Annotated in this window: 22 protein-coding genes and 2 pseudogenes; 9 read left to right on the top strand and 15 right to left on the bottom strand. The window is 59.9% G+C overall.

Annotated elements, in window-relative coordinates; all coding sequences use genetic code 11:
• The first annotated feature begins 685 nt into the window (after window positions 1-685).
• From PQR02_RS28130 to PQR02_RS28115, 4 genes are all read left to right on the top strand, one after another.
• Window positions 686-973: a DUF1488 family protein gene (locus PQR02_RS28130; protein ID WP_408239121.1), complete on the top strand. Its 288-nt coding sequence runs from the start codon at window positions 686-688 to the stop codon at window positions 971-973.
• A 333-nt stretch (window positions 974-1,306) separates the two neighbouring features.
• Entirely contained in the window at window positions 1,307-1,465 is a 159-nt protein-coding gene (locus PQR02_RS28125; RefSeq protein WP_327632511.1) for a hypothetical protein, read from the top strand.
• Between the two features lie 10 nt (window positions 1,466-1,475).
• Entirely contained in the window at window positions 1,476-1,736 is a 261-nt protein-coding gene (locus PQR02_RS28120; RefSeq protein ID WP_408239118.1) for a hypothetical protein, read from the top strand.
• Between the two features lie 56 nt (window positions 1,737-1,792).
• Window positions 1,793-1,999, top strand: coding sequence for a hypothetical protein (locus tag PQR02_RS28115; RefSeq protein ID WP_029972085.1), 207 nt, complete (start codon window positions 1,793-1,795; stop codon window positions 1,997-1,999).
• A 681-nt stretch (window positions 2,000-2,680) separates the two neighbouring features.
• Here PQR02_RS28115 and PQR02_RS28110 read toward each other — a convergent pair.
• From PQR02_RS28110 to istA, 7 genes are all read right to left on the bottom strand, one after another.
• Window positions 2,681-2,890: a hypothetical protein gene (locus tag PQR02_RS28110; RefSeq protein ID WP_327632509.1), complete on the bottom strand. Its 210-nt coding sequence runs from the start codon at window positions 2,888-2,890 to the stop codon at window positions 2,681-2,683.
• A 163-nt stretch (window positions 2,891-3,053) separates the two neighbouring features.
• Window positions 3,054-3,467, bottom strand: a complete 414-nt coding sequence (locus PQR02_RS28105; RefSeq protein WP_408239115.1) for a type II toxin-antitoxin system HicB family antitoxin — start codon at window positions 3,465-3,467, stop codon at window positions 3,054-3,056.
• Between the two features lie 43 nt (window positions 3,468-3,510).
• On the bottom strand, window positions 3,511-3,783 hold the full coding sequence (locus PQR02_RS28100; RefSeq protein ID WP_408239112.1) for a hypothetical protein: 273 nt from the start codon (window positions 3,781-3,783) through the stop codon (window positions 3,511-3,513).
• A 608-nt stretch (window positions 3,784-4,391) separates the two neighbouring features.
• Complete coding sequence (locus tag PQR02_RS28095; RefSeq protein ID WP_408239109.1) at window positions 4,392-4,628, bottom strand: hypothetical protein; 237 nt, start codon at window positions 4,626-4,628, stop codon at window positions 4,392-4,394.
• Window positions 4,629-5,016: 388 nt separating this feature from the next.
• Complete coding sequence (locus PQR02_RS28090) at window positions 5,017-5,892, bottom strand: hypothetical protein (RefSeq protein ID WP_408239106.1); 876 nt, start codon at window positions 5,890-5,892, stop codon at window positions 5,017-5,019.
• A 404-nt stretch (window positions 5,893-6,296) separates the two neighbouring features.
• Entirely contained in the window at window positions 6,297-7,055 is a 759-nt protein-coding gene (gene istB / locus PQR02_RS28085; RefSeq protein WP_408239103.1) for an IS21-like element helper ATPase IstB, read from the bottom strand.
• 12 nt (window positions 7,056-7,067) lie between these two features.
• Window positions 7,068-8,615, bottom strand: a complete 1,548-nt coding sequence (gene istA / locus PQR02_RS28080) for an IS21 family transposase (protein ID WP_408239100.1) — start codon at window positions 8,613-8,615, stop codon at window positions 7,068-7,070.
• Here istA and PQR02_RS28075 point away from each other — a divergent pair.
• Window positions 8,609-9,199, top strand: a complete 591-nt coding sequence (locus tag PQR02_RS28075; protein WP_408239097.1) for a hypothetical protein — start codon at window positions 8,609-8,611, stop codon at window positions 9,197-9,199. The genes istA and PQR02_RS28075 overlap by 7 nt on opposite strands.
• A 283-nt stretch (window positions 9,200-9,482) precedes the next feature.
• Here PQR02_RS28075 and PQR02_RS28070 read toward each other — a convergent pair whose 3' ends face one another.
• The 4 genes from PQR02_RS28070 to PQR02_RS28055 form a co-directional block, all read right to left on the bottom strand.
• Window positions 9,483-10,337, bottom strand: a complete 855-nt coding sequence (locus PQR02_RS28070; RefSeq protein WP_408239094.1) for a hypothetical protein — start codon at window positions 10,335-10,337, stop codon at window positions 9,483-9,485.
• 161 nt (window positions 10,338-10,498) lie between these two features.
• Window positions 10,499-10,681 carry a DUF2934 domain-containing protein gene (locus tag PQR02_RS28065; protein ID WP_408239091.1) on the bottom strand — a complete coding sequence of 61 codons (183 nt, stop codon included), beginning with the start codon at window positions 10,679-10,681 and terminating at the stop codon, window positions 10,499-10,501.
• A 38-nt stretch (window positions 10,682-10,719) separates the two neighbouring features.
• Entirely contained in the window at window positions 10,720-12,741 is a 2,022-nt protein-coding gene (locus tag PQR02_RS28060) for a hybrid sensor histidine kinase/response regulator (protein WP_408239088.1), read from the bottom strand.
• Between the two features lie 60 nt (window positions 12,742-12,801).
• Entirely contained in the window at window positions 12,802-13,401 is a 600-nt protein-coding gene (locus PQR02_RS28055) for a recombinase family protein (RefSeq protein WP_408239085.1), read from the bottom strand.
• Between the two features lie 142 nt (window positions 13,402-13,543).
• On the opposite strand from PQR02_RS28055, the pseudogene PQR02_RS28050 reads away from it, so the two are divergent.
• A pseudogene (locus tag PQR02_RS28050) lies at window positions 13,544-16,522 on the top strand (Tn3 family transposase).
• 24 nt (window positions 16,523-16,546) lie between these two features.
• Here the strand turns inward: PQR02_RS28050 and PQR02_RS28045 are convergent.
• Window positions 16,547-17,134: pseudogene (locus PQR02_RS28045) on the bottom strand (Nramp family divalent metal transporter); the annotation flags it as partial.
• Between the two features lie 65 nt (window positions 17,135-17,199).
• The gene (copM, locus tag PQR02_RS28040) at window positions 17,200-17,598 is read right to left on the bottom strand and encodes a CopM family metallochaperone (protein ID WP_408239082.1); all 399 of its coding nucleotides are present in this window, start codon (window positions 17,596-17,598) and stop codon (window positions 17,200-17,202) included.
• Window positions 17,599-17,630: 32 nt separating this feature from the next.
• Here copM and PQR02_RS28035 point away from each other — a divergent pair, with 32 nt between their 5' ends.
• Window positions 17,631-17,765 (top strand): hypothetical protein, encoded by a 135-nt coding sequence (locus PQR02_RS28035; RefSeq protein ID WP_408239079.1) that lies wholly within the window; start codon window positions 17,631-17,633, stop codon window positions 17,763-17,765.
• A 6-nt stretch (window positions 17,766-17,771) separates the two neighbouring features.
• On the opposite strand, the gene PQR02_RS28030 is transcribed toward PQR02_RS28035, so the two are convergent.
• Both PQR02_RS28030 and PQR02_RS28025 read right to left on the bottom strand, forming a co-directional pair.
• On the bottom strand, window positions 17,772-18,734 hold the full coding sequence (locus PQR02_RS28030) for a YVTN family beta-propeller repeat protein (protein WP_408239071.1): 963 nt from the start codon (window positions 18,732-18,734) through the stop codon (window positions 17,772-17,774).
• 27 nt (window positions 18,735-18,761) lie between these two features.
• Window positions 18,762-18,959: a heavy-metal-associated domain-containing protein gene (locus PQR02_RS28025; RefSeq protein ID WP_408239068.1), complete on the bottom strand. Its 198-nt coding sequence runs from the start codon at window positions 18,957-18,959 to the stop codon at window positions 18,762-18,764.
• A gap of 261 nt (window positions 18,960-19,220) precedes the next feature.
• Between PQR02_RS28025 and PQR02_RS28020 the strand changes: the two genes are divergently transcribed.
• Window positions 19,221-19,628 carry a hypothetical protein gene (locus PQR02_RS28020; protein ID WP_408239066.1) on the top strand — a complete coding sequence of 136 codons (408 nt, stop codon included), beginning with the start codon at window positions 19,221-19,223 and terminating at the stop codon, window positions 19,626-19,628.
• Between the two features lie 278 nt (window positions 19,629-19,906).
• The coding region (tnpA, locus tag PQR02_RS28015) for an IS66 family insertion sequence element accessory protein TnpA (RefSeq protein WP_408239063.1) at window positions 19,907-20,223 on the top strand (317 nt) is incomplete at its 3' end.

Raw genomic sequence — 20,223 nt, 5'->3', positions numbered from 1 at the left:
GCCTGCGATCACGCAGGATCGCCACCGGATCCTGGGCCGCTCTGCGGGCCGGTAGAACCACCGCTCGAGGGTTGGAGCGGCCGAACTGGACGTCGTCGTCAGTTAGGGGATGACGCCGGCGTTTGGTGGGCAGCGCGGTGATTACTTTTCGCAGTCCCCCCGTTCAGACGGTGCGGCAAGCAAGTGACCCACGAGCGAAGTACAGGCGCGCCCAACGATCCCGCACCGGTAAATCGTGAAGGTCAGTCATGACCCCTCCCGGAGCGGCAGTGGTACCCACCAGCGTAATCCGCTCCGTCGGCGGTCGCCGCCATCTAGTGATCGGCGCCTGCGTATAGCGGAGCAAAAGGCGCTGGACAAGCGACGGCGGTCGCCGTCCGAGCGAATTCTTCAAGGTCGAATTGTATAAACGTTTCGGAAAACTGAACTCCAAGGATTCAAGGTAAATAGAGACGTCGGTGTCAGCCAAAGGGTATACAGTGGGGAGACCGGTCGCCCATGCGCGACCTCCAGCTTCGGAGCCCATCATGCGATCGCAACTCAGACCTGCTTCGGCTGCAATTGGCAGCGAGAGCGAGTACGCCGTCGAACGCGGGACGCGTGCTCATATACTCGACGCAGCGGATGCTCTGAGAGGAGAGAAAAGACGCGTCAGTTACGCCGCGATCGACTCCAACGCCAGTAAGTGGCGCTACTCGGCCGTGCGCGCGAAGAGTTGATCGCGGTGCTTCAATTTCCCAACCCCAGCCGTAGCTATGATGCCTCCCGACATTGCGTGTGTTTCTGGGGGTACGACAATTCACGCGAAATCACCTTCATGGTCGACGACGCCATGCTCAGAAATCTGCAACGTGGCGTTGGAGCCGACGAGCGGTCGGTGCTTGGTGCCTTTGACGAGTTTCGCGAAAAGGTTCTCGAAATCGCCAAGAAGCAGTATGTCGGCGGTCCGCAGAATCGATATTCGATTTCATAAGCTACAGACCTGGCGCGAGAATGCTTCCAGATCTGCCAATCCCCGGCTTCCTGGAGCGCCCTAACGGGGCAACGCCGCTTCGCTTCTGACGGCGATCAGGGGTGCCACCATCGCCTGTGCTGCATTTAGCGCAAGGTAGTCTGAATCGACCGTTCGTCCGGCCACGCCGGAACGTCATCCTGGGACCCGCTGAGTAGCGTCGCTGGCTGTATCGCACTATGCAGCCGCGCGACACGGTTCGCACGAACAAGGAGCGTTGAATGAAGATGGCTCCTGCTATTTCCCTGGCCACCTAAAATTATAAGTAGGGTTCTGACCTCAAAGGAGGCTGCCATGACCCAGTCAATGATCAGTTTTGTAGTGGGGATCGTGGTGCTGCTATGCGTCGCGATACTCGCGGCGGCACGGTACAGGCGAGAACACAAGGACGAGCCGGTTACCCGCTGGCTAGACGTGCATCCAATTCGCGACTGGCTGCACCATAAGCACTGAGTGATTCGACATGATTTTGGAAGCGCTGGGGCGCGTGCGTGCTATTTCTCTATCGTGCGGTCTGTCGCCGAATGTAAAGCGAGAACAGATTGAAAAGGATGATATGACGTATGCAATGTGGGGCATCGCGGTCGGGCTGGCGCTGATGTTCGGCGTGTCGCTGCGGCGATACAGGCGCAGCCTTCTGCGCAAGCGGGAGATCCGTTGGATGGATCAGCATCATCTATTGGACCGGCTACGCGAGCAATTGGGATGGTCGCTCCAGAAATGACACGCGCTGGGCAGCTTGGCACGTTGCAAAGACTACTTTTTGAAGGAGTTGGCGAGATGACCATGAATTATGCAGGCAGGTCGCACGATGAAGCTGTGGCAGCGCGGCACAGGCAGAAGCAAAAGGCACAGGAACAGGCCGGCGGTGAAATGGCGATCGAAGGGACGGAGGCCGACGCGGAGCATAGTTGCGGCGAGCTCTCCGAGCGGGGAAAGCAGGTATGGCGAAGCGGAAGCGGGATCAACGGTGGGGGAAAGGAGTGATATGGTCTCGGTGTTCTGACGCGATGCGGGCGGAGCAATTCACTTCGCCCGCCGTCGTGAGCAAGCCCCATTCCGCGACTCCGGTACCATTGGACCCAACCCGTCTACGCCGTCTCGAGAGGCGTCACTGCGGCCTCCGTTATGCATCAGACGTGTCTGCGGGTGCTGCACCGTGATGAAGCGGGAATGCGAGCGCCTGTTGCCGGATTTGAAGGCGCTGCGACCGGGACGTAAACGCGTCGCGGTTCATCCAGGTGACCGTCGGGCAGTGGCCTTGCCTGATGTCAATGCGCGCTCGACTTAATCGAATACACTAAGCAGTCGGGTTACGCGCCTGTTCCCATCGGGTAGCAGACCCTGCTGCGTCGTCTGTACCGGCCGGGCTGGCATGTCTGCACGCTGCCGTACAGAGGCTCGGGCGCCCCGAACCTGTCACACGAGCCGCGGATGCTTCACGCGTGCGGCTGTCGAAATCCATGCCGCCTCGCCTGGATCGCGATATGGCACCGTAGCCGGTCTTCTCAAACCTGCGCCAGCAGATCTGGCGTCAGAGCCTGGTTAGGACTTTTGTACCGGGACGATGCCGCACCACTGCAAAAGAACCGACGCTTCGCCGGTTCTTCCGCCTCCGCCGTTTCAGTTTCAGGGCGGAACAATATTTTCCTTACGAGTCACCGACGTTCAGGGTCGCATGAAGCCGCTTCCAGCACCCAGCCATTTTCTTGCGTGCCTGACCCATTGCTTCGGTGTTCTGTGTCGAATCCCTTCGGCGGCATCTCGCTCTTTACCTCCCTGGACCACCGGCATGCCATCATCCGTCGCATTCGCCGCAGCCTCTCTCTGTCTTCTGCTTTCTGCCAGTTCTTCGGCATTTACCTGGTCATCAATCATGAGGCACTCCTACTATGTAACAAACTGGTTCGCCAACAGGCGGTTGGCGTCGCCCTCGATAGTCAGGACGACGCGGCACATCGTAAGTTCGAGTCTTGATTGTTGACGCCGGTCGTGGCGCGCGATGTCATCCGTCCGCGGACACCCGTCAGACAACCGGCGTCTAGGGCAATTGCCCTTCGTCCCGGTTCCCAAGTTCTTGTACGGCAGCCAGCGTAAAGAACGTAGAGCGCGTCGAGTGACGCTCTTTTGCTGCAGCATCGACTCTCTGCAGCAGACTTTCGGGCAGACTGAATTGAACGCTCACGGCTTTCGAGGTAACCCGCGCCAGATTGATCTCGATAAACATCCAGATCCCTTTCCCATCGTCCATGTCGAGCGACTTCAATTCCGACGTACTGCAGGTGGGGGCGGGTATGAGTTGCTCGCTGCGGTCATACATCAGTTCGACAACCTCCTGTGCGTTGCGTTTCAGTTCATCGAACGAATGGCCACGCGCAACTGCTCGGGGAAGATCCGGAAAACTGGCACGAAAGCCGGCAGCTCCATCACGGTGCACATAAAGCGGATATTGCATGACCTGCTCCACTTAAGCTTTGGACTGACTGACATTCGATGTGTCAGAGTCCGGTCGCCTCAACCTTGCCATCGACGATGTCTTTGCCGTATTGCATCGCGACGTCGATGGCGTCGCCCGCGGTGGTGGGACTTCCCGCGTCGAACAACGTTGCATAGCGCCGGGCCTTGACCTCGCTGGAGGGAATGGTGTCAATTCGCACGACGGATGAGAACTGGCGCGGACCTTTGGCATACGGGTCACGGTGCAGCGGGAATACCTGATGAGAGTACGCACGTAGCTCGTACCCTCTGTATACGATGATGGGGATGGTCATGATGGCGCGCTCCTTAAGCGATACTGACCGTCATGAACCCATGCCTGTCCGGATGCGAAAAAGGGCGGTCAGGTCATCTGGTCTTTTCACCATGCGCTCAATGCCATCGAAAAGCAAACTAAATCGTGACGTGGTGAATGTGAAAGCTTGCGTTGTGCCGGCATCGCAAAGATGACCGCTCATGCACATCGTTTTCGTGCTTGCACGCGAGCCGCGCATCGCTATCGCCTGCGCAATGTCGGGTACCGCGGTATCCGGCGTCCGGGTGCTGGCGCGAACTCGACGGTTCCCTGCTTCATGCTCTGAGCCCGCATCACCCAGCCGATTGTCGAGCGCATCACGAAAAAGGCAGTGTCCGTGCGAAAAGGGGGACTGTCCGCGTTTGGCTGGAGTCTGCGTCCGGTTGGCGTTCTATTGGTTATCCAGGTCTTCGCCTGTATCTGCCACAGCTGCGTTACTGCGGCTCAAACGCCACGTCGCCGGCTTTCGGAAGGGCCGTTAATCGACGCGACGGTCAGCGGCCCTTCCCGAAAGCAAGTCGAAGGTCTCAAAATGGCCGTACCCGGTCCGGTCACTGAGCGCACCGAGTCGGGGAAATAGAGATGCAATCAGTCAATTGGGCCAAGCAACACGTCGACTGCGGCCTGTCCGGCGATTTCGCCTACCAAGTAGGCCCAGCGTTCAGTGAATGGGCCGTTGCGCAGTGGTATGCGGCCTCCTCGCGCGCCGAGCACTCCGAGGTTAGTGCCTCCTTTTATCTGAAAAGTCACGTCAAACGTGTCTTCAGCAGCCGGAGTCAATTCGACATCAATCTCGAAGCCGCGATACGCGATCAGTCGGTGCATCAAAGCCCCCGTTTGGTCATTGGAGATTAACATTGAAAGACAACCTTGAACGGTCTGCACAGTAATCAGGCTAGATGGTCACACGCGCGCCAGGATGCGACCCTCCAAAGGGTACTAACCGCACGCCTTTTAAAGCGCAATGGCCGATTCGGTGGGTGCGCACCGATTGTTGATGAACCAGACAGATGTGCCGAACGCCCGCAGTTGGTCGACTTCTGCGTGTTGCCCGGCAGCAGTGGACATGTTTAGTTCGTGCACGACGATCCTTTGCCGGGCAACCCCGCACGTCATTCAAGGTCCGACGTCCCTTCGGGTTGATAATCTTTAATGCGGGCGTTTTACGATCTGCAAGCATGTTTGTGGGCGGCTACAAAGGCTATGCACCGCTTTAGAGATGCCGGCGCAGGTCCGCCAGTTTGGAGGGCCGCGCCAGTTGTCCGTGCAGCAGATATTTCCCTCTGGCTCGCATAAATAGCACAATGCGCGACCATACCCAGGCTGATCTCGCGAGGTCTTCCGATAGCCAGACGGACATCTGTTCACGCCAGCACGCAGGGGGAACGTCGACGGGGCGGTGTGGTGCGTTGGCAAGCCAGCCAGTCAAACCAACGGCCGGCATGGATGGCGCATCGTCTGGTGCCCATGTGCGCGAGAATCCGTACCAACTCACTGACCAGCCGAGGGCTGTCGCATGATCCGTACCCATGTCCCGGGTGCGAACGACGATTTCATCGTAGCGATTCACCCGGGATAGGCGTACGGGCGCAATCCGGGATGTATCACCGAAGAGTTCGTGCCCGACGCGACGCAAAACGTGTTCGTATGCCAGATAATCATCGCCGAAATGTGGCCAGTCGCCCCGGGCATAGTGCATCCCGCCAGCTTGCCAATCTTCGCGTGGCAGTGGAGTAACCCGGCTTTCGCCCGTCACACCGGCCTTGATGGAATGCCGCGCCAGTAGTTCTATCGGCGACGGCGGCGGCACATCGTACAGTCGGTTCAATAGCCGAATATGCTGGACCAGAGGTGCCATCCGTATTTCGATGCCTGCCGCCGGCTGAGACAGGAACCTTCCGGTTGCCTGATCGCGAGGCCGATACGGCGTGGCGGCGATTGGCGTCATCGCGTCGGCGACATGGACCTGCCAGCGTCTGAGGATTCGCGCAGCACGGCCGATGACCGGCGCGCAACTCCCGGCTGGACGATCCAGCACCGGAACCCAGGACGTGTTGCAGCTGGCGCACGACAGCGGGTGCGTTGCCATACTGCTGTTGAGGGCATACGGTATGGCCGCAGCGCATTTGCGGCATCCTCGCCGCAAGCGACATCCATGCGCAGGGCATCGCTCGATAAATCGCCACTGAAACCACGCCGCGTGGAAGCCCAGATCAAGGCACGCGGGACAATAACGCAATTCGGTGGCCGCCCATGCCAGTGCCGGGTGACCTGTGAAAAGACAGAATCCCTCACGTGCCGAAGCCAGCGGAATCTCAAGAACGCTGGAGAGTCGGCAGGGCACAAATCGATCGGCGCGCCGAAGGTCTGCGTATTCCACGCAAAGAGAACAGCCATTCCACGGCAAAGTGAATCGTGATTCCACGACAAAGCGAACAAGGATTCCACGCCATCGCGAACAAGCGGAGCGCAGCGACGCGGGACCTTGCCTTTTTACTCGGACTGCGGCTTCGCAGTCAATCGACTGCGCGTCTTGCGCAGCGATTCGCCGGCGAGCGTGATGCGATGAGCGTTGTGTACGAGCCGGTCGAGGATTGCGTCCGCGACGGTGGGTTCGCCGATCGCCTCGTGCCAGTGGTCCACGGGAATCTGGCTGGTCGCCAGTGTGGATCGGTGTCCGTGCCGGTCATCGAGAACCTCCAGTAGGTCGCGTCGCGCCGAATCCGTCAGCGGCGCCATCGCCAGATCGTCCAGAATGATGAGATCCGTCTTGGCCAGTTGCGCAAGCCACCGAGCGTAGCGGCCGCTGCCGTGCGCGATCGCCAGTTCCTCGTTGAGCTTCGGCACGCGCAGATAGCAGGCGGAGAATCCCTGGCGGCACGCCTGAATTGCGAAGGCACAACCCAGCCAACTCTTGCCGAGTCCGGTTGGCGCGACCAGGATCAGGTTCTGCCGCTCCCGAATCCACTCACAGGTCAGCAGACGGGCGGTGAGCGCCCGATCCAGCCCGCGGGCGGTGCGATAGTCGATGTCCTCGGGCGACGCGTCGGGGATCTTCAGTCTGGCCCGGCGTAGCCGGGCCGCTGTTTGTCGCGAGTCACGCTCGCTGGCTTCGCGCTCGACCAGCAGGCCCAGACGTTCTTCAAAGCCCAGCCGGTCGATGCCGTCCTGGCTCTGTTGCTCGGCAAGCGCCGCGGCCATGCCAGGCAGGCGCAGCGCGTGCAGTTTGTCGACAGTGGGATGTTGCAGCATAACGACTCCCTTTCAATGATAGTAAGACGGCCCGCGCACGTTGGCGTGCATGAGTGGCAGGTCAGCCTGGGCGGGAGCCGCTTCGGGCTCCCGGTCGAGGCCGTTCTTCAGCGTCGAGGCAATGAACTTGTAGTTCGGCGCTTTTAGATCGATGGCGCGGCGGCAGGCGGCTTCGAGCCGGTCGCGCCCGTAGTCCTTGCCCATGCGCAGCACGCCCAGGCAGGTTCGATAGGATTGCTGCGGGTGCTTGCGGGCACCCAGCAGGTGCTGGATGACGGCCGCCGTATGCGGACCGATGTCGGCGGCCCAGTTGCGCAGCCGCTGCGGATCCCAGCCTTTCGCGACAGCCAGATGCTCGGGTGGCATGTGCGCGTCGATCGTGGTGTGGTAGCGAGGGCGAGCGCTTTTGCCGTGGGCGGCAATGCGTTGGCCACGATGGAAGATTTCGACGGTGTTGGCCGTGTGACGCATGTCGACCTGTTCGCGTGCGTAGCGGTACGGCACCGAGTAGTAGTGCTGATCGAGCTCAACGTGATAGTCCGGGCCGACGCGTGCGGCCTTCCATTCCGCGTACTGATACGGCCGCTCGGGCAATGGCCTGAGTGCCGGGCGATCGATCTCGTCGAAGACGCTACGGCGGCAGCCAGGCAACTTTTTGAAGGGCCGGTTGTTCAGGTCGGTCAGCAATGCGGCGATGGCGCGGTTGGCCTCGGCCAGGTTGAAGAAGCGCTGATTGCGCAGGCGGGCAAGAACCCATCTCTGCACCAGGAGGACCGATAGCTCTGCTTTCGGCTTGTCCCTCGGTTTTTTACTGCGAGCCGGGATCACAGCCACGGAGTAATGCGAGGCCATCTCCTGATAGGTCGGATTGATGTCGGGGTCGTAGAATCCGGGCTTGTGCACACCCGATTTCAAATTGTCGGGCACCAGGATCTCGACCAGGCCGTCATAGAACGCGAAGGCGCGCACGTGCGAGCCGATCCAGTCGGGCAACTGCTGGGTCCACGTGAGTTCCGCGAAGGTGAGGCCGGACACGCCGAGCGCGGCGACGAACAGCTCGGCCTGGCGGATTTCACCGGTGCCCGGATTGATGATGCCGAGCTTCTTGCCCGAGTAGTCGACGAACAGCTTCTGGCCCGGCACATGCGTTTGCCGCATCGTGACCGGAAGCCGCTGCGCCCACTCCTGGTAAGCCTTACAGAACCAGCTGTAGCCGCAGCCGTCCGGATGCTGCGCCTTATATTCCTGCCACAGCAGATCGAGCGTGACGCCTTTCCTGCCGATCTCGCGATGCACCGTCGGCCAGTCCGGCATGCCGCGGGTTGGCTCGCGCCGTGCCGGCGGCGGATACAGCCTAGCCTCGAGCGCCGCGTCATCCGTCAGCAGTTCCGGCGGCAGCGGCCAGCCCAGGCCCGCCAGCCGCGTGCGGCGCAGGTAATGCCACACCGTCGTTGTCGAGGCGCCGACCGCATCGGCGATCTCCCTCTGGTTGCGATTGCACTCGAAATGCAACCGCAGCACTTCCCTGATTTTGCGCATGGTCAACCTGACATTTGCCATTCGGCACCCCCGACAAAATTGTCGAGCGTGCCACTGTTGACCCGCGTCGCCGCCACCTCGAAATCCTGTTCGCGATGGCGTGGAAACCTTGTTCTTTTTGCCGTGGAATCGGCATTCACTTTGCCGTGGAATTCGTGTTCTTTTTGCCGTGGAATCTCTGTTCACTTTGGCGTGGAATATTCAATCAGAAGCGCATCGATGCAGCGTTCGGAGAACTGACGGCGCAGCGGAGCACGTTGGAAGAGTCTGTGCGTGTGTTCAATGAGGCGGTTGCCGCGGCACGTGCGAAGCTGCAACCAGACGTGGACGCATATAACGAAAAGGTCGATGCGGCGCGGGGCATGCTCGATGACGTGCATCGCGCCTTTGAAGACGAATTCGATGATCGGTCGGCGAACTGGCAGAACGGAGACAAGGGAATCGCGACGAAGGAATGGATCGATTCGATCAACGCGTTGGCCGAGGAACTAACGGAGGCAGCGCTCGACGTCTTCCCCGAATCGCTCGAATTTGAGGATGTGGTCGGCGATGACCCCGCCGAGGACTACAACGAACTAGACAAGGAAGCGCCAGGCGCAGAGTAATCAGCTGTGGCGTGAGATACCGAGGAAAAGCCATATGAAACTCATCCCTATTGCGCTATCCCTGACGCGAAGTGACGTTTTCATTTTCGTTCGGAGTGGAAATTAAATTGTCAGTTCGATGATCGAAACCCTCATGCCACGGGAAATCTGAAGTGACATAATTAATGCGGTCTACGCCCATCGCACGGCACAATGACGCACCCGTGATGCCAGAGCGCTCTCCATGGCGACGATCCGGACTTTTCGACCATCGAGTTGATGATCGGCTGATCGCCGACCAGCGTCAGTCTGATACCTCACCTAATACATCGCGCCGATAGACTGATGCAAGCCACTTGGCCGCTTCCAGCCATTGCGCGGTGATTCCAGCCCAAGCGTCCTTTGGCAAGCCACCGAGAGTTTGAACTTCGGTTCCGTCATCAAGGCTGCTGCCAATTGTGTGCGCGTTAATGACGCGCCGAAATTCCGTCACGGCGCTAAAGAATCGCTCAGCCGCTGGCAGGCACTTCGCGAGAACAGAGCGATCACCAATGTACAGGAAATCATGCACGCCGTTTTTTCCGTGCTCCGCGCGGTCAATTTCTATGCATAGGTTCGTAATCCGGTTAAACATGCTGCTCGGAACGTACCCTAGAGCAAAGTTCCAGCTCTCAAGCCAGTGGAACATTTGCACCGGAAAAACCGTCGGAACGAATGCCTTGAATGTGTGCAGAGAAGCGATGAAAGCGGCCGAATCGGCTGCCGGCGCAGTGGCCGCGCTGAACAACTGAAATGCGCCGGGAAACATCTGTGCGCGAAGCTGTGGCGGCACACACTCGAGGTCCGTAATATCGTCCCAGTAGACGATAAGTACCTCGCAGGTTTCGCCGTTGCTCCTCGTATGCAAGTATTGACCACTTTGAAGAGCATCCTGGATACTCACATGCCGCGTGGCAGTGGTATACAACACGTAGAGCTTAATTGAACCCGGAAACCCGTCGGTCTTGGTGAGCTCAGCCTTCAAGTCCTTTAGCGTAAACGAGGCAGATTCACGCAGTTTGCACTGGCCGACAACGGGTATGGCGATCTTTGGATTATCTGGAACAAGGTCAACCCCGAACTGTCCTTGTCCGCTGTATCCGTAAGGAACGTAAGGCACGCCGACACCAGTGCGTTTTCGGGGTGCCGTCTATAAACGGGTTTTTTCGTACGTTAAGACGCGGTCAAATCGCTCTTGCTGCAAAATGAGTGCATGAAACATGCAAAGCGGCAGTCCGAGCTGCGGCTGGGCAGGAGCAGGCCCGATGCCGGAATGTCCAACTACTCTTCTGGCTGGGCATCCTGATCAATACCTTGTGACGGGTCCTGACCGGCGATCTCTTTTTCGATGAGCGCACGAGCCATATGCCAGTACTCGTCTGCGCATCCTTCGAGGCCGCCGTCCTGCTGCCAGAGTTCGTACGCGCGCGCCCGGATTCGTTCGACGACGGTCATTTCGTTCATTGCAATGCCCTCCGTTTTTGACGAACGCGGTCCTCCGATTACCGGACTCGTCCGATGTCGCGCAATGTCTGGATGAGCTGATCCGGATCGACCGGTTTGACCAGATGCTTCGTGAAGCCGGCCTCCGTCGAGCGCGAAATGTCTGCGTCGCCGCCGAACCCCGACAGTGCGATCAATACCGAGTCGCGGGTTTCCGGCAACGCCCTCAGTTCGTGGGCGACATCGTATCCACTCATCCCGGGCAGTCCGATATCCAGCAGGATCACGTCGGGCGACCATGCAGTCGCCGCCTGCAGTCCGCTGGGACCATCCTGCGCTGTCCTGACGTCATGTTCCTCCATGCGCAGGACGAGGGCGAGCGAGTCAGCGCCATCACGGTGGTCATCGATGATCAGTATCCGCAGCCGCCGGCTACCCGGGTGTGCGACGGCTTCGCTTTCAGCAGCCTGGACGAGGGGTGCCGGTACGACTGGCAGGCGCACGGTAAAACGGCTGCCTTTGCCAGGGCCTGCACTCGTTGCGGAAATTTCACCACCATGCAGTTCGATCACCGATCGCGCGACCCACAATCCAAGGCCCAGCCCGCTTTGTGAGTCCTGCATCAGCGGATCAGCCTGGACCAGCAGATCGAACACGTGGGGCAACATCGTCGCTTCAATCCCGATTCCTGTGTCTTCGACCGAGATGAACACGTGATCGTCCATTACATTTCCGCTCAAACGGACCTCGCCACCGTCCGCGGTATATTTGATGGCGTTGTCGAGCAGGTTCGAGACGACCTGTGTCAGCCGCGTCGAATCGCCATTCACGAAGACGGGTTCGGCGGGAAGGCTTGCGGTCAACTGTTGCCGGCGCGCGTCCGCGAGGGGGCGGTTGGTCTCCATCGCTGCCGTGATAACTTCGCGTAGAGCGCACACATTTTTTTTCAGCTTGATCCTGCCGGTCCTGATCCGCGACACGTCGAGCAGATCATCCAGCAGCGATGAAAGATGGCGGCTTTGCCGTTCAATGACCTGTTGCACCCACTGGATCTGCGCGGGGAGCGCGGCCTGATAGTGCTTCATCGCGTGAGCACCGGCGCGGATCGGCGCCAACGGGTTACGGAGTTCGTGAGCCAGCGTGGCCACAAACACGTCCTTCTGACGATCCGCTTCCTGCAATGCATCGTCGGCCTTTTTGCGGTCGGTAATGTCCGCGAGCGCGCCAATAAAACAGCGCGCGACGCCGTCATCGCCAAACTGGAAGCGGCCGGACATTTGGAGGACGCGCAACGCCGAGTCGCCCCTGCGAAAGATGCGGAAGACCGTATGCACCTGGCCACCGGAGACCTTGCCGCTATCAAAGTCTCGCGCCATTCCGGAAGCGTCGTCCGGATGGACGATAACCTGGGTGAACTCCTCGCCCGACAGGGGACCATCCTCGGGGCGCTGGCCGGTGATCTCGTACATTCGCGCGTTTTCCCAGAGGGCGCGCCGTTCCGCCAGGTCCCATTCGAAAATGCCCAGCCCGGCAGCGTCAGCCGCGATGCGCAACCGCTCCTTGCTGTTGCGCTCGGCGGCCTGCGCGCGGTCGCGAGCGTCAAGCGACGCGCCGATGCGCAGCTCCTGGTCTTCCAGCACCTGCACAATCGAGCTTTGGACCATGGCACTGAACAGGTCCTGAACGGTTCGCTGCGCTTGCGCCTCGAACGTTCGCGGATGGTCTGCCTCCTGCGCGAAATAGTCCGCCACCGCGTCCTGCATGATTTGCCGCAGCAGATCCATTTCCTGGAACAGCTCATCGAGGCGATAGCCCTGCGTCCAGCGGAAGTTGCCATGCAGCCGGACGTTGCGTTCGAGCGCGAGCGGCATCTCCGCCCGTCCATCGATTTTCAGCGCGGCAATAACCTCGGCATAGATCTCCGGTACGTGATCAATGAGTTGATCGGCGGTCAGCGTTAAGGCTTGCTGAAGGCGCGGTTCCGCGTGAACCGCTTCCACCCACCGCTGCGTAACCGATGCCCGCCGCTGGTCCAGGTACGCAGCGAGTCCGCGCAGGGGGTCGGTCCGACGTGCTTTCATGATGTTCCTCAGGGGATTCGCATTGCATGACGGTCAGGTTCTGATCGACGGAAACGTGCCCTAGGCGGCAGTGCCACCCGAGGTACCGTCGATTGCGCTGATGAGACGACGCACGGACGTCCGGCTGACATTGAGGCGTTTGGCAATTTCCCGTTTGCTGAGTCCTTGTGCAAACAGCGCCTGCGCCTCCGGAGCCCGGAACACGACACTAGGGGGTCGACCGTGCGGCTTGCCCTGACGTCTGGCGTGAGCGATGCCTGCCTTCACGCGCTCGCGCAGGATATCGCGCTCGAATTCCGCAAACACTGCCAGCATGCCGGCAAGCGCGCGGCCTGCTGGCGTCGTCATATCGAGCGCGTCAGACAGGGAAACGAAGCCAACTTCAAGAGAAAGCAGCTCTTGGAGTGTCGAGATCAGATCGAGGAGCGATCGGCCCCACCGGTCGAGACGCCAGACAACAATGAGATCGATCTTGCGGCGTCTGGCCGCCTTGATCAGCTCTTCGCGTCTCGGTCTGACACGGGCTCCTGATCCAACTTCCTCGACTTCCAGAACAACATGCCAGCCGCGCTTCGCCGCGTATTCGCGCATTTCAGCCATCTGCAGTGGCAAGGTCTGCTGGTCATGGGTCGAGACACGGGCATAGAGTGCTGCACGCATGGCATTCCTCGGTGGCCAAAAACCCCGCAAAAACGTCGGCCCGGAAGGCCCGCTGGGGCTTGTCTCGCGCGCCATCATCTGGGCATGGCCATAAACATTAGTTAAATGCCATACTACTGCGTTAGCGTGACCGGGGAAAGCCATGCCTCGACGCGAGATTCTGACGCCTGCGCAACGTTTTCAGCTGTTCGCCTTTCCGGACGATGCAAGCGAGCTGATCCGTCTGGCCACGTTGTCGACGGAGGACTTCGCGTTTGTGCGTCAGCATCAGGCGGACACAATCGCCTCGGCATCGCGGTGTTGATGGTGTACCTGCGATTTCCAGGTCGGGCATTGGGGCCGACCGAGAAGCCGCATGCGCCGATCATCGGCATCGTTGCAGCGCAATTGGGCGTCACCCCCGCGGTTTGGGACGTGTACGCTACACGCGACGAGACGCGACGGGAACATCTGCAGGAACTCCTGAGCAAACTGGGCCTGGTGCAATTCGGTCGGCAGCATTATCGCGCGCTGGTCGAGTTCCTGTTACCTATCGCGATGCAGACGACACAAGGCGTCGTGCTGGCACAGGCCGCAGTCGACGAACTGCGGCGACGACGTGTGCTATTGCCGCCAGTCGCCGCTCTTGACAAGCTCTGCGCCGCGGTCGCCACGCGCGCACAGCGCGAAGTGCATCGGCTGCTGACCACGCCGTTGACCATTGAGTTGCGCTCGGCGCTCGACCAGCTCCTGTTACCGCGGCCCGACCGGCCTGTCAGCAGGCTGGCCTGGTTGCGGCAATCACCGGGCGAGCCTAGTACGAAGGCTGTTCTCGCACATATCGAACGCTTGCAGGCGATCCGATCGCTCGGTCTGCCACCGGACATCGGGCACACTGTTCATCAAAACCGGCTGCTACGCCTGGCGCGGGAAGGCGGACAGACGGCTGTCTACCACCTCGAAGAATATGAAACCGATCGGCGTCACGCGACGCTTGTCGCGATCCTGCTTGACATCGCCGCGACGCTGACCGACGAGATTCTTAATCTGCATGACCGTCTGATCGGTTCGTTCTTCACCAAGGCCAGACACAAGTATGAGAAGCGCTTCGCTGCCGAAGGCAAGGCGGTCAACGACAAGGTCCGCCTATACGCGAAGGTGGGGGCCGCATTGATCGCGGCAAAGGAAGCGGGCGCCGATCCGTTTCAGGCGATCGAAGCGATCGTGCCGTGGGAAACCTTTATGGCGAGCGTGCACGAGGCCGAGTTGCTCGCACGTGATGCAGAGTTTGATTCAACCGCGTTGCTGGTGGACCATTACACGCAGCTGCGTCGCTATTCGCCAACCTTCCTCGACACCTTTGATTTCCGCGCAGCATCGGCCCGCCAGGACCTGATGAACGCGATCGACGCCTTGCGCGAAATGAACCATAACGACGTCCGGAAAGTGCCGGCCGATGCGCCGACGGCCTTCGTCAAGCCGCGCTGGGGGCGGTTCGTGTTCAAGGACGGCGGCATTGATCGCAGGTTCTATGAGCTGGCCGCGATGAGCGAGCTGAAAAACGCGCTTCGTTCGGGCGACGTGTCGGTGATCGGTAGCCGGCAGTTCAAGGATTTCGACGAATACCTGATGCCGCGTGCAACGTTCGACGACGAGTATCATAGGAATCGGCTCGGTCTGGCCGTGAACACCTCGGCGACCGCCTATCTCGATGAGCGATTCGCGCGCTTGCGCGAGTCGCTTGACGAAACGGCACGGCTTGCCGCGGCCGGCGAATTGCCGGACGTCGAACTGAACGACAAAGGGCTCAAGATCACGCCGCTCGACGACGCGACGCCGGCCGCGGCCGATATGCTCATGCGGCAGGTCTATGACCTGATGCCGCGCGTAAAGATCACGGATCTGTTGCTCGAGGTCGATCAGTGGACCGACTTCACGCGACACTTCACCCATTTGAAAAGTGACTCCGAGCCGCCCGACCGGACGCTGTTGCTGACGGCGCTTCTTGCAGATGCGTTCAATCTCGGGCTGGAGAAGATGGCCGATGCATGTCCGGGCACAAGCGTGGCGAAACTGTCGTGGCTGGTAGCCTGGTACATCCGCGACGAAACCTATCAGAAAGGGTTGGCCGAGCTGGTCAACTACCAGCATGGCTTGCCCTTCGCAGCATACTGGGGCGAAGGCACAACCTCGTCGTCGGACGGTCAGCGGTTCCGCGCCGGAGGGCACGGCCAAGCTTCCGGATATCGCAATGCGAAGTACGGCAACGAACGAACCTGGCGTGCTGTTTTATACGCATCTCTCCGACCAGTACGCCCCGTTCCACACCAAGGTCATCAATTCACCAGTGCGCGACGCCACGCATGTGCTCGATGGCTTGCTGTATCACGAGTCCGAGCTGCGTATCGAGGAGCACTATACGGACACGGCGGGTTTCACCGACCACGTTTTCGCGCTGTGTCACTTCGTCGGATTCGAGTTTGCGCCGCGCATCGCCGATCTTGCCGACAAGAATCTGTACGTGCCCGGCAAGCCGGGCGACTGGCCGGCGCTGTCGTCGCTGATTGGCGGTTCAATCAACCGGAAACTGATCGAACGGGAATTCGACGACGTGGTCCGGCTGGCCGCGTCGATCCGGCAAGGCACGGTGACGGCCTCACTCATCCTGCGCAAGCTCAGCGCGTATCCGCGGCAGAACAGCCTCGCTGTCGGCCTACGCGAACTCGGCCGCATCGAGCGCACGCTGTTCACGCTGAAATGGCTCCAGGACCCGGCGTTGCGCCGCCGAGTGTCTGCCGGACTGAACAAGGGCGAAGCCCGCAACTCGCTGGCACGGGCGGTGTTCTTCTATCGGCTAGGTGAAGTCCGGGATCGTTCCTATGAAAACCAGCGCTACCGGGCCAGCGGCCTGAATCTGGTAGTGGCGGCGATCACGTTGTGGAACACCGTATATCTGGAGCGATCGATTGCCGCCTTACGCCAGCAGCGCGAGATTGACGAGAGCCTGATCCCGCACGTCGCACCGCTGGGCTGGAATCATATCAACCTGACGGGCGACTACGTATGGCACGCGAACAAACGCGTCGCCAGAGGGCGATTCCGTCCGTTGCGCGCCACTAAGCCGATCAGGGCGAGACCTTAGCGTACGAAAAAACCCGTTTATTGACGGCACCCCAATTGGCACGATGAATAGCTCGGCCAGGTAGGACAAGCCAATCACTCCGACCAGTCCTCCAATTGCCAGCTCGAGTGGACGGAAACCGGCGCGCTCAAACAACAGAAGCGCATAGGTTACGAGAGCTGTGACCACCATGCTGACAAACAACGGCATGTGGAACAACAGTGACAGGCCGATTGCTCCGCCAAGAAACTCCGCCAAATCCGTTGCCATCGCGGCCACCTCGCTCACACCCCACATGAGAAGGACGAGCGGCTTGGGGAGGTGTTCGCGGCAAAGCTCCGCGAGGTTTCGCCCGGTAACTATCCCGAGATTTGCGGAGAGCGCCTGAAACAGCATGGCTATCAGGTTTGCCAGCAGCACAACCCAGAGGAGCGTATAGCCGTACTTCGCGCCAGCCTGAATGTTCGTCGCGAAGTTCCCCGGGTCCATGTAGGCGATTGAGACGACCACCGCCGGGCCGAAAAATGGCAGGAACACCCGCGCGCCTCGACCTTCGAGTCGCTCCCGCATCGCCGACGTCGTTCGCTCCGTCAGGGTTTTACGTCTGTCCTTGCGACGAGCACGGTCGTCCATCGCCACTCCAGCCTGTCACCGGCTGCACGCGCTGCAGGTCAGCAATCTGTCTGCGTATTACACCATCATTCGCCAGCGTGCTTGGCCTGCCACTTCTTCATATACGCAATTTCCTCATTTTGTGCCTTGATGATACTCTTGGCCAGCCGCTTCATGTCGGGGTCCTTGCCGTACTTCAGCTCCACCTTCGCCATGTCGATGGCGCCCTGATGATGAGGAATCATGTGCGCCACGAAGTCCTTGTCGGTGTTCCCACCGTATGGGGGCGCGCTCATCTCCTTCATCATCTTTTCGTCCGCTTCCTTGAACGCTGATGTTGACGGGCTTGAGCCAGTATCCGCCGAACTGGACATATTCATTCCGGGCATGGATGCACTTTGCTGGGCGTTCGCGGGAAGTGCGGCAATGGTCAATGCGGCACCTGTGCAGATAAGCGCGACTCGGATGGAAAAAAGGCTTTTCATCTTCAATCTCCTGTTGGGAAAGGTCATTCTGAGTGGCCGTGATGTTGATGGTGTGTATGGCCATGGGAGGCATGGTGCTCATGCCCACCGTGGTCGTGCTGACCGCTTTCCATCATCCGCATCATCTCGCGGTCGCCGGTCCTGAAAAATACCAACCTTCTGCGTGAAGACTCCTATACCAGCGGCGCGCGGTTATAGAAGTAAATGCCGTGAGGTGATTTTCCGACCTTGATGGTGTTGACGAGCTTCAGCGTTTTCATATCGATGATGCCGACGTAGCGGGTGAACCGGAAGGTCACCCACAGGTATCGCTTGTCGGGCGTCAGCTCCATGTCGTCTGGGCCTGGCAGCAGACCGGTGATAGTCCCAACGTTGGTTAGACTGTTCTGGTCGAGGATGCTGATGGTGTTACCGACCCGGTTCGACACCAGAACGTGCTGCCCGTCGACGAGCGACCGGAAATTATGGGCACCCTTGTCCGTATGAATGGTCTTCACGATTTTGCGCGCGCGCCAATCGATAACGGCCACGTAGTCAGCGCCTGTCATTCCAATCAGTAGATATTTGTCCCCTGGCGTGAGCCAGAGACCGGCCGGCGCCTTGCCGACCGGCATCTTCCAGAGCACCGTTTGCGTAGCGAGGTCAATTGCCGCGACTTCGCCTGAAACCTGCAACGTGACGAAAACAATCTTGTTGTCCGCCGAGAAAATCATGTGGCTCGGCATCGCCGACAATGGCACGCGATTCGCCAACGTGACGTTCTTTCCGTCGTAGTGGTAGATGTCGACCCGGTCAAGCCGCAGACCGTTCGTGACGAACCATTTCCTGTCGTACGAGAAGCCGAGCTGGTACGGGTCTTCGATGTCGGGCACCCACCTTTGAACCTTGCCAGACTTCGGGTCAAGAAAGACGAGATTGTTGGCCACGGAGTTCGCGACAATTAGCGACTGATTGTCGGGGGTCGCCATCACGTGGTGGGGCTCCTTTCCCACCGGGAAGGTATCGACCACCTTTTGCGTTGCCTCATCAATCAGGCTCACGCTCGCGTCGGCCGAATTCAGCACAATGACGTTCTCAGCATGAGCGGGAAGCTGAAACGCGAACATCAAAAGTAAGGCGCCAAAAGGGAACCGCATTTCGTCTACCTCCGTGCGACGGCGTCGTCAGCATTTGACAGTGGGATGGAATCCTGCCTCTTCGATGACGGCGACCAGTCGGTCCAATGGCAGCGCCGAATCGATTTTCACGATTTTGGTGGTGACATCGATGTCCAGCCTGGCTGCCGGGTCGACGTTGGTGATGGCGCGCGTAATCGAGTTGGCGCACCCGCCGCATGACATATCCTTAACCTCGAATTTCATTTTTGCCTCCAGTACCAAATCAGAACCCTTAGCATGAACCTTCCCATGGTAGGAAGGTCAAGTGCCTGCGTGATGCGCCTGCCCTTGGTGTCCGTCCAACCGCCTGGACGGCGGCCGGGCGCGGAAAATATAAGGTGAAAGTTGTCCGTTCGGCCTGGCTTGCGACGTCGACCTGGCTGTTGTGGCCAAGGGGCAAACAGTTACACCGTGAGACGGTCTCGGCCTTACAGTCCTCTTAAACTGCGTGCTAGACTGCAACCCATGTCTTACTGGCGCAAACTCTTCGTCATCGTGCTGCTGGCATTGAGCCTTCCGGTTCAGTCGTTCGCGGCCGTCTCCATGAAATGCGGGTCTTCGCATTTCGGGAGTGATGTCGCGTCCGCGCAGCATGTGGACACGGACGAGTCGACTCCGCGTCACGGTCACTCGCATGATGTGACGATGGCTGACGGTGACCATCACGGCCATTCCCATGGCGGCGATATGCACCATGCCCACTCGTGCTCGACCTGCGCGTCCTGCTGTTTCGGCGGGGCCTTGCCAGCAGCCCCCACAGTGGCGACATCTGCCGACGTTGTTCATTTTGCAGTTCTGTTTCCCACATCGGACCGTGTCGCGTCGTTTCTGACCGGCGGCATCGAACGACCTCCCCGTATCTCCCTCGTCTAGTCCTTCTGTCGCGGCCGAAGCCGCGACGCGGAATTTCGACCTGATGGCCGCCCGTCGGCCATCCAGGTGACTTACGACGAGAAAAATCCATGCGAATGTTTACCGCGGCGCTGCCCGGCGCGGCGGCATTGTTGCCGACGCTCGTGCTCGCCACTACAACACTTCCTGACCCGACAGATGCGGCAGCATCGGTTCCGGCGTATCCGTCAGCGCATCCCGTCTTGAACGCTCGTAAGCGCAGTGCGAAGGTGATGCCATCGTAACGACGGAGCAATGCGATGGACGATGCAACGGGCGAGGCCGTACCGACGGGCGCACGGCGCCCCCGGCAAGGCGAAGCATTCTGGCGCGAGATGGTCATGGCATGGACCACAAGCGGACTGGGCCTTCGACGTTTCTGTCGTGAGCAGGGGCTCGCCGTCAGTACCTTCGGCCTGTGGCGCAAGAAGCTCTCTGGCGAGGCACGAGCAGGCGCGCACCCGCTCGCGGTCACACCAGACGCTGCATTTATCGTTTCCCATCCGGACACCGCACCAGCCACTCCTGCGCCACCGTCGACGGCGGACGCTTTGTCATCTTCGCGTGATCGGGTGAC

This window comes from Paraburkholderia sediminicola, from assembly GCF_046026895.1.
GTDB lineage: Bacteria > Pseudomonadota > Gammaproteobacteria > Burkholderiales > Burkholderiaceae > Paraburkholderia > Paraburkholderia sediminicola_C.
Note: the sequence above shows the minus strand (reverse complement) of the source record. Positions and strands in the feature narration are given on the sequence as shown.

Excerpts from the sequence above, each read along its gene's own strand:
- copM (WP_408239082.1), bottom strand. The coding sequence starts at position 17,598 with ATGAAAAGCCTTTTTTCCATCCGAGTCGCGCTTATCTGCACAGGTGCC.
- istA (WP_408239100.1), bottom strand. The coding sequence starts at position 8,615 with ATGGCAAATGTCAGGTTGACCATGCGCAAAATCAGGGAAGTGCTGCGG.
- PQR02_RS28025 (WP_408239068.1), bottom strand. The coding sequence starts at position 18,959 with ATGAAATTCGAGGTTAAGGATATGTCATGCGGCGGGTGCGCCAACTCG.
- PQR02_RS28095 (WP_408239109.1), bottom strand. The coding sequence starts at position 4,628 with ATGCACCGACTGATCGCGTATCGCGGCTTCGAGATTGATGTCGAATTG.
- PQR02_RS28125 (WP_327632511.1), top strand. The coding sequence starts at position 1,307 with ATGACCCAGTCAATGATCAGTTTTGTAGTGGGGATCGTGGTGCTGCTA.
- PQR02_RS28100 (WP_408239112.1), bottom strand. The coding sequence starts at position 3,783 with ATGACCATCCCCATCATCGTATACAGAGGGTACGAGCTACGTGCGTAC.
- PQR02_RS28030 (WP_408239071.1), bottom strand. The coding sequence starts at position 18,734 with ATGCGGTTCCCTTTTGGCGCCTTACTTTTGATGTTCGCGTTTCAGCTT.
- PQR02_RS28020 (WP_408239066.1), top strand. The coding sequence starts at position 19,221 with ATGTCTTACTGGCGCAAACTCTTCGTCATCGTGCTGCTGGCATTGAGC.
- PQR02_RS28115 (WP_029972085.1), top strand. The coding sequence starts at position 1,793 with ATGACCATGAATTATGCAGGCAGGTCGCACGATGAAGCTGTGGCAGCG.
- PQR02_RS28060 (WP_408239088.1), bottom strand. The coding sequence starts at position 12,741 with ATGAAAGCACGTCGGACCGACCCCCTGCGCGGACTCGCTGCGTACCTG.
- PQR02_RS28065 (WP_408239091.1), bottom strand. The coding sequence starts at position 10,681 with ATGAACGAAATGACCGTCGTCGAACGAATCCGGGCGCGCGCGTACGAA.
- PQR02_RS28105 (WP_408239115.1), bottom strand. The coding sequence starts at position 3,467 with ATGCAATATCCGCTTTATGTGCACCGTGATGGAGCTGCCGGCTTTCGT.
- PQR02_RS28055 (WP_408239085.1), bottom strand. The coding sequence starts at position 13,401 with ATGCGTGCAGCACTCTATGCCCGTGTCTCGACCCATGACCAGCAGACC.
- istB (WP_408239103.1), bottom strand. The coding sequence starts at position 7,055 with ATGCTGCAACATCCCACTGTCGACAAACTGCACGCGCTGCGCCTGCCT.
- PQR02_RS28110 (WP_327632509.1), bottom strand. The coding sequence starts at position 2,890 with ATGATTGATGACCAGGTAAATGCCGAAGAACTGGCAGAAAGCAGAAGA.
- PQR02_RS28090 (WP_408239106.1), bottom strand. The coding sequence starts at position 5,892 with ATGGCAACGCACCCGCTGTCGTGCGCCAGCTGCAACACGTCCTGGGTT.
- PQR02_RS28120 (WP_408239118.1), top strand. The coding sequence starts at position 1,476 with ATGATTTTGGAAGCGCTGGGGCGCGTGCGTGCTATTTCTCTATCGTGC.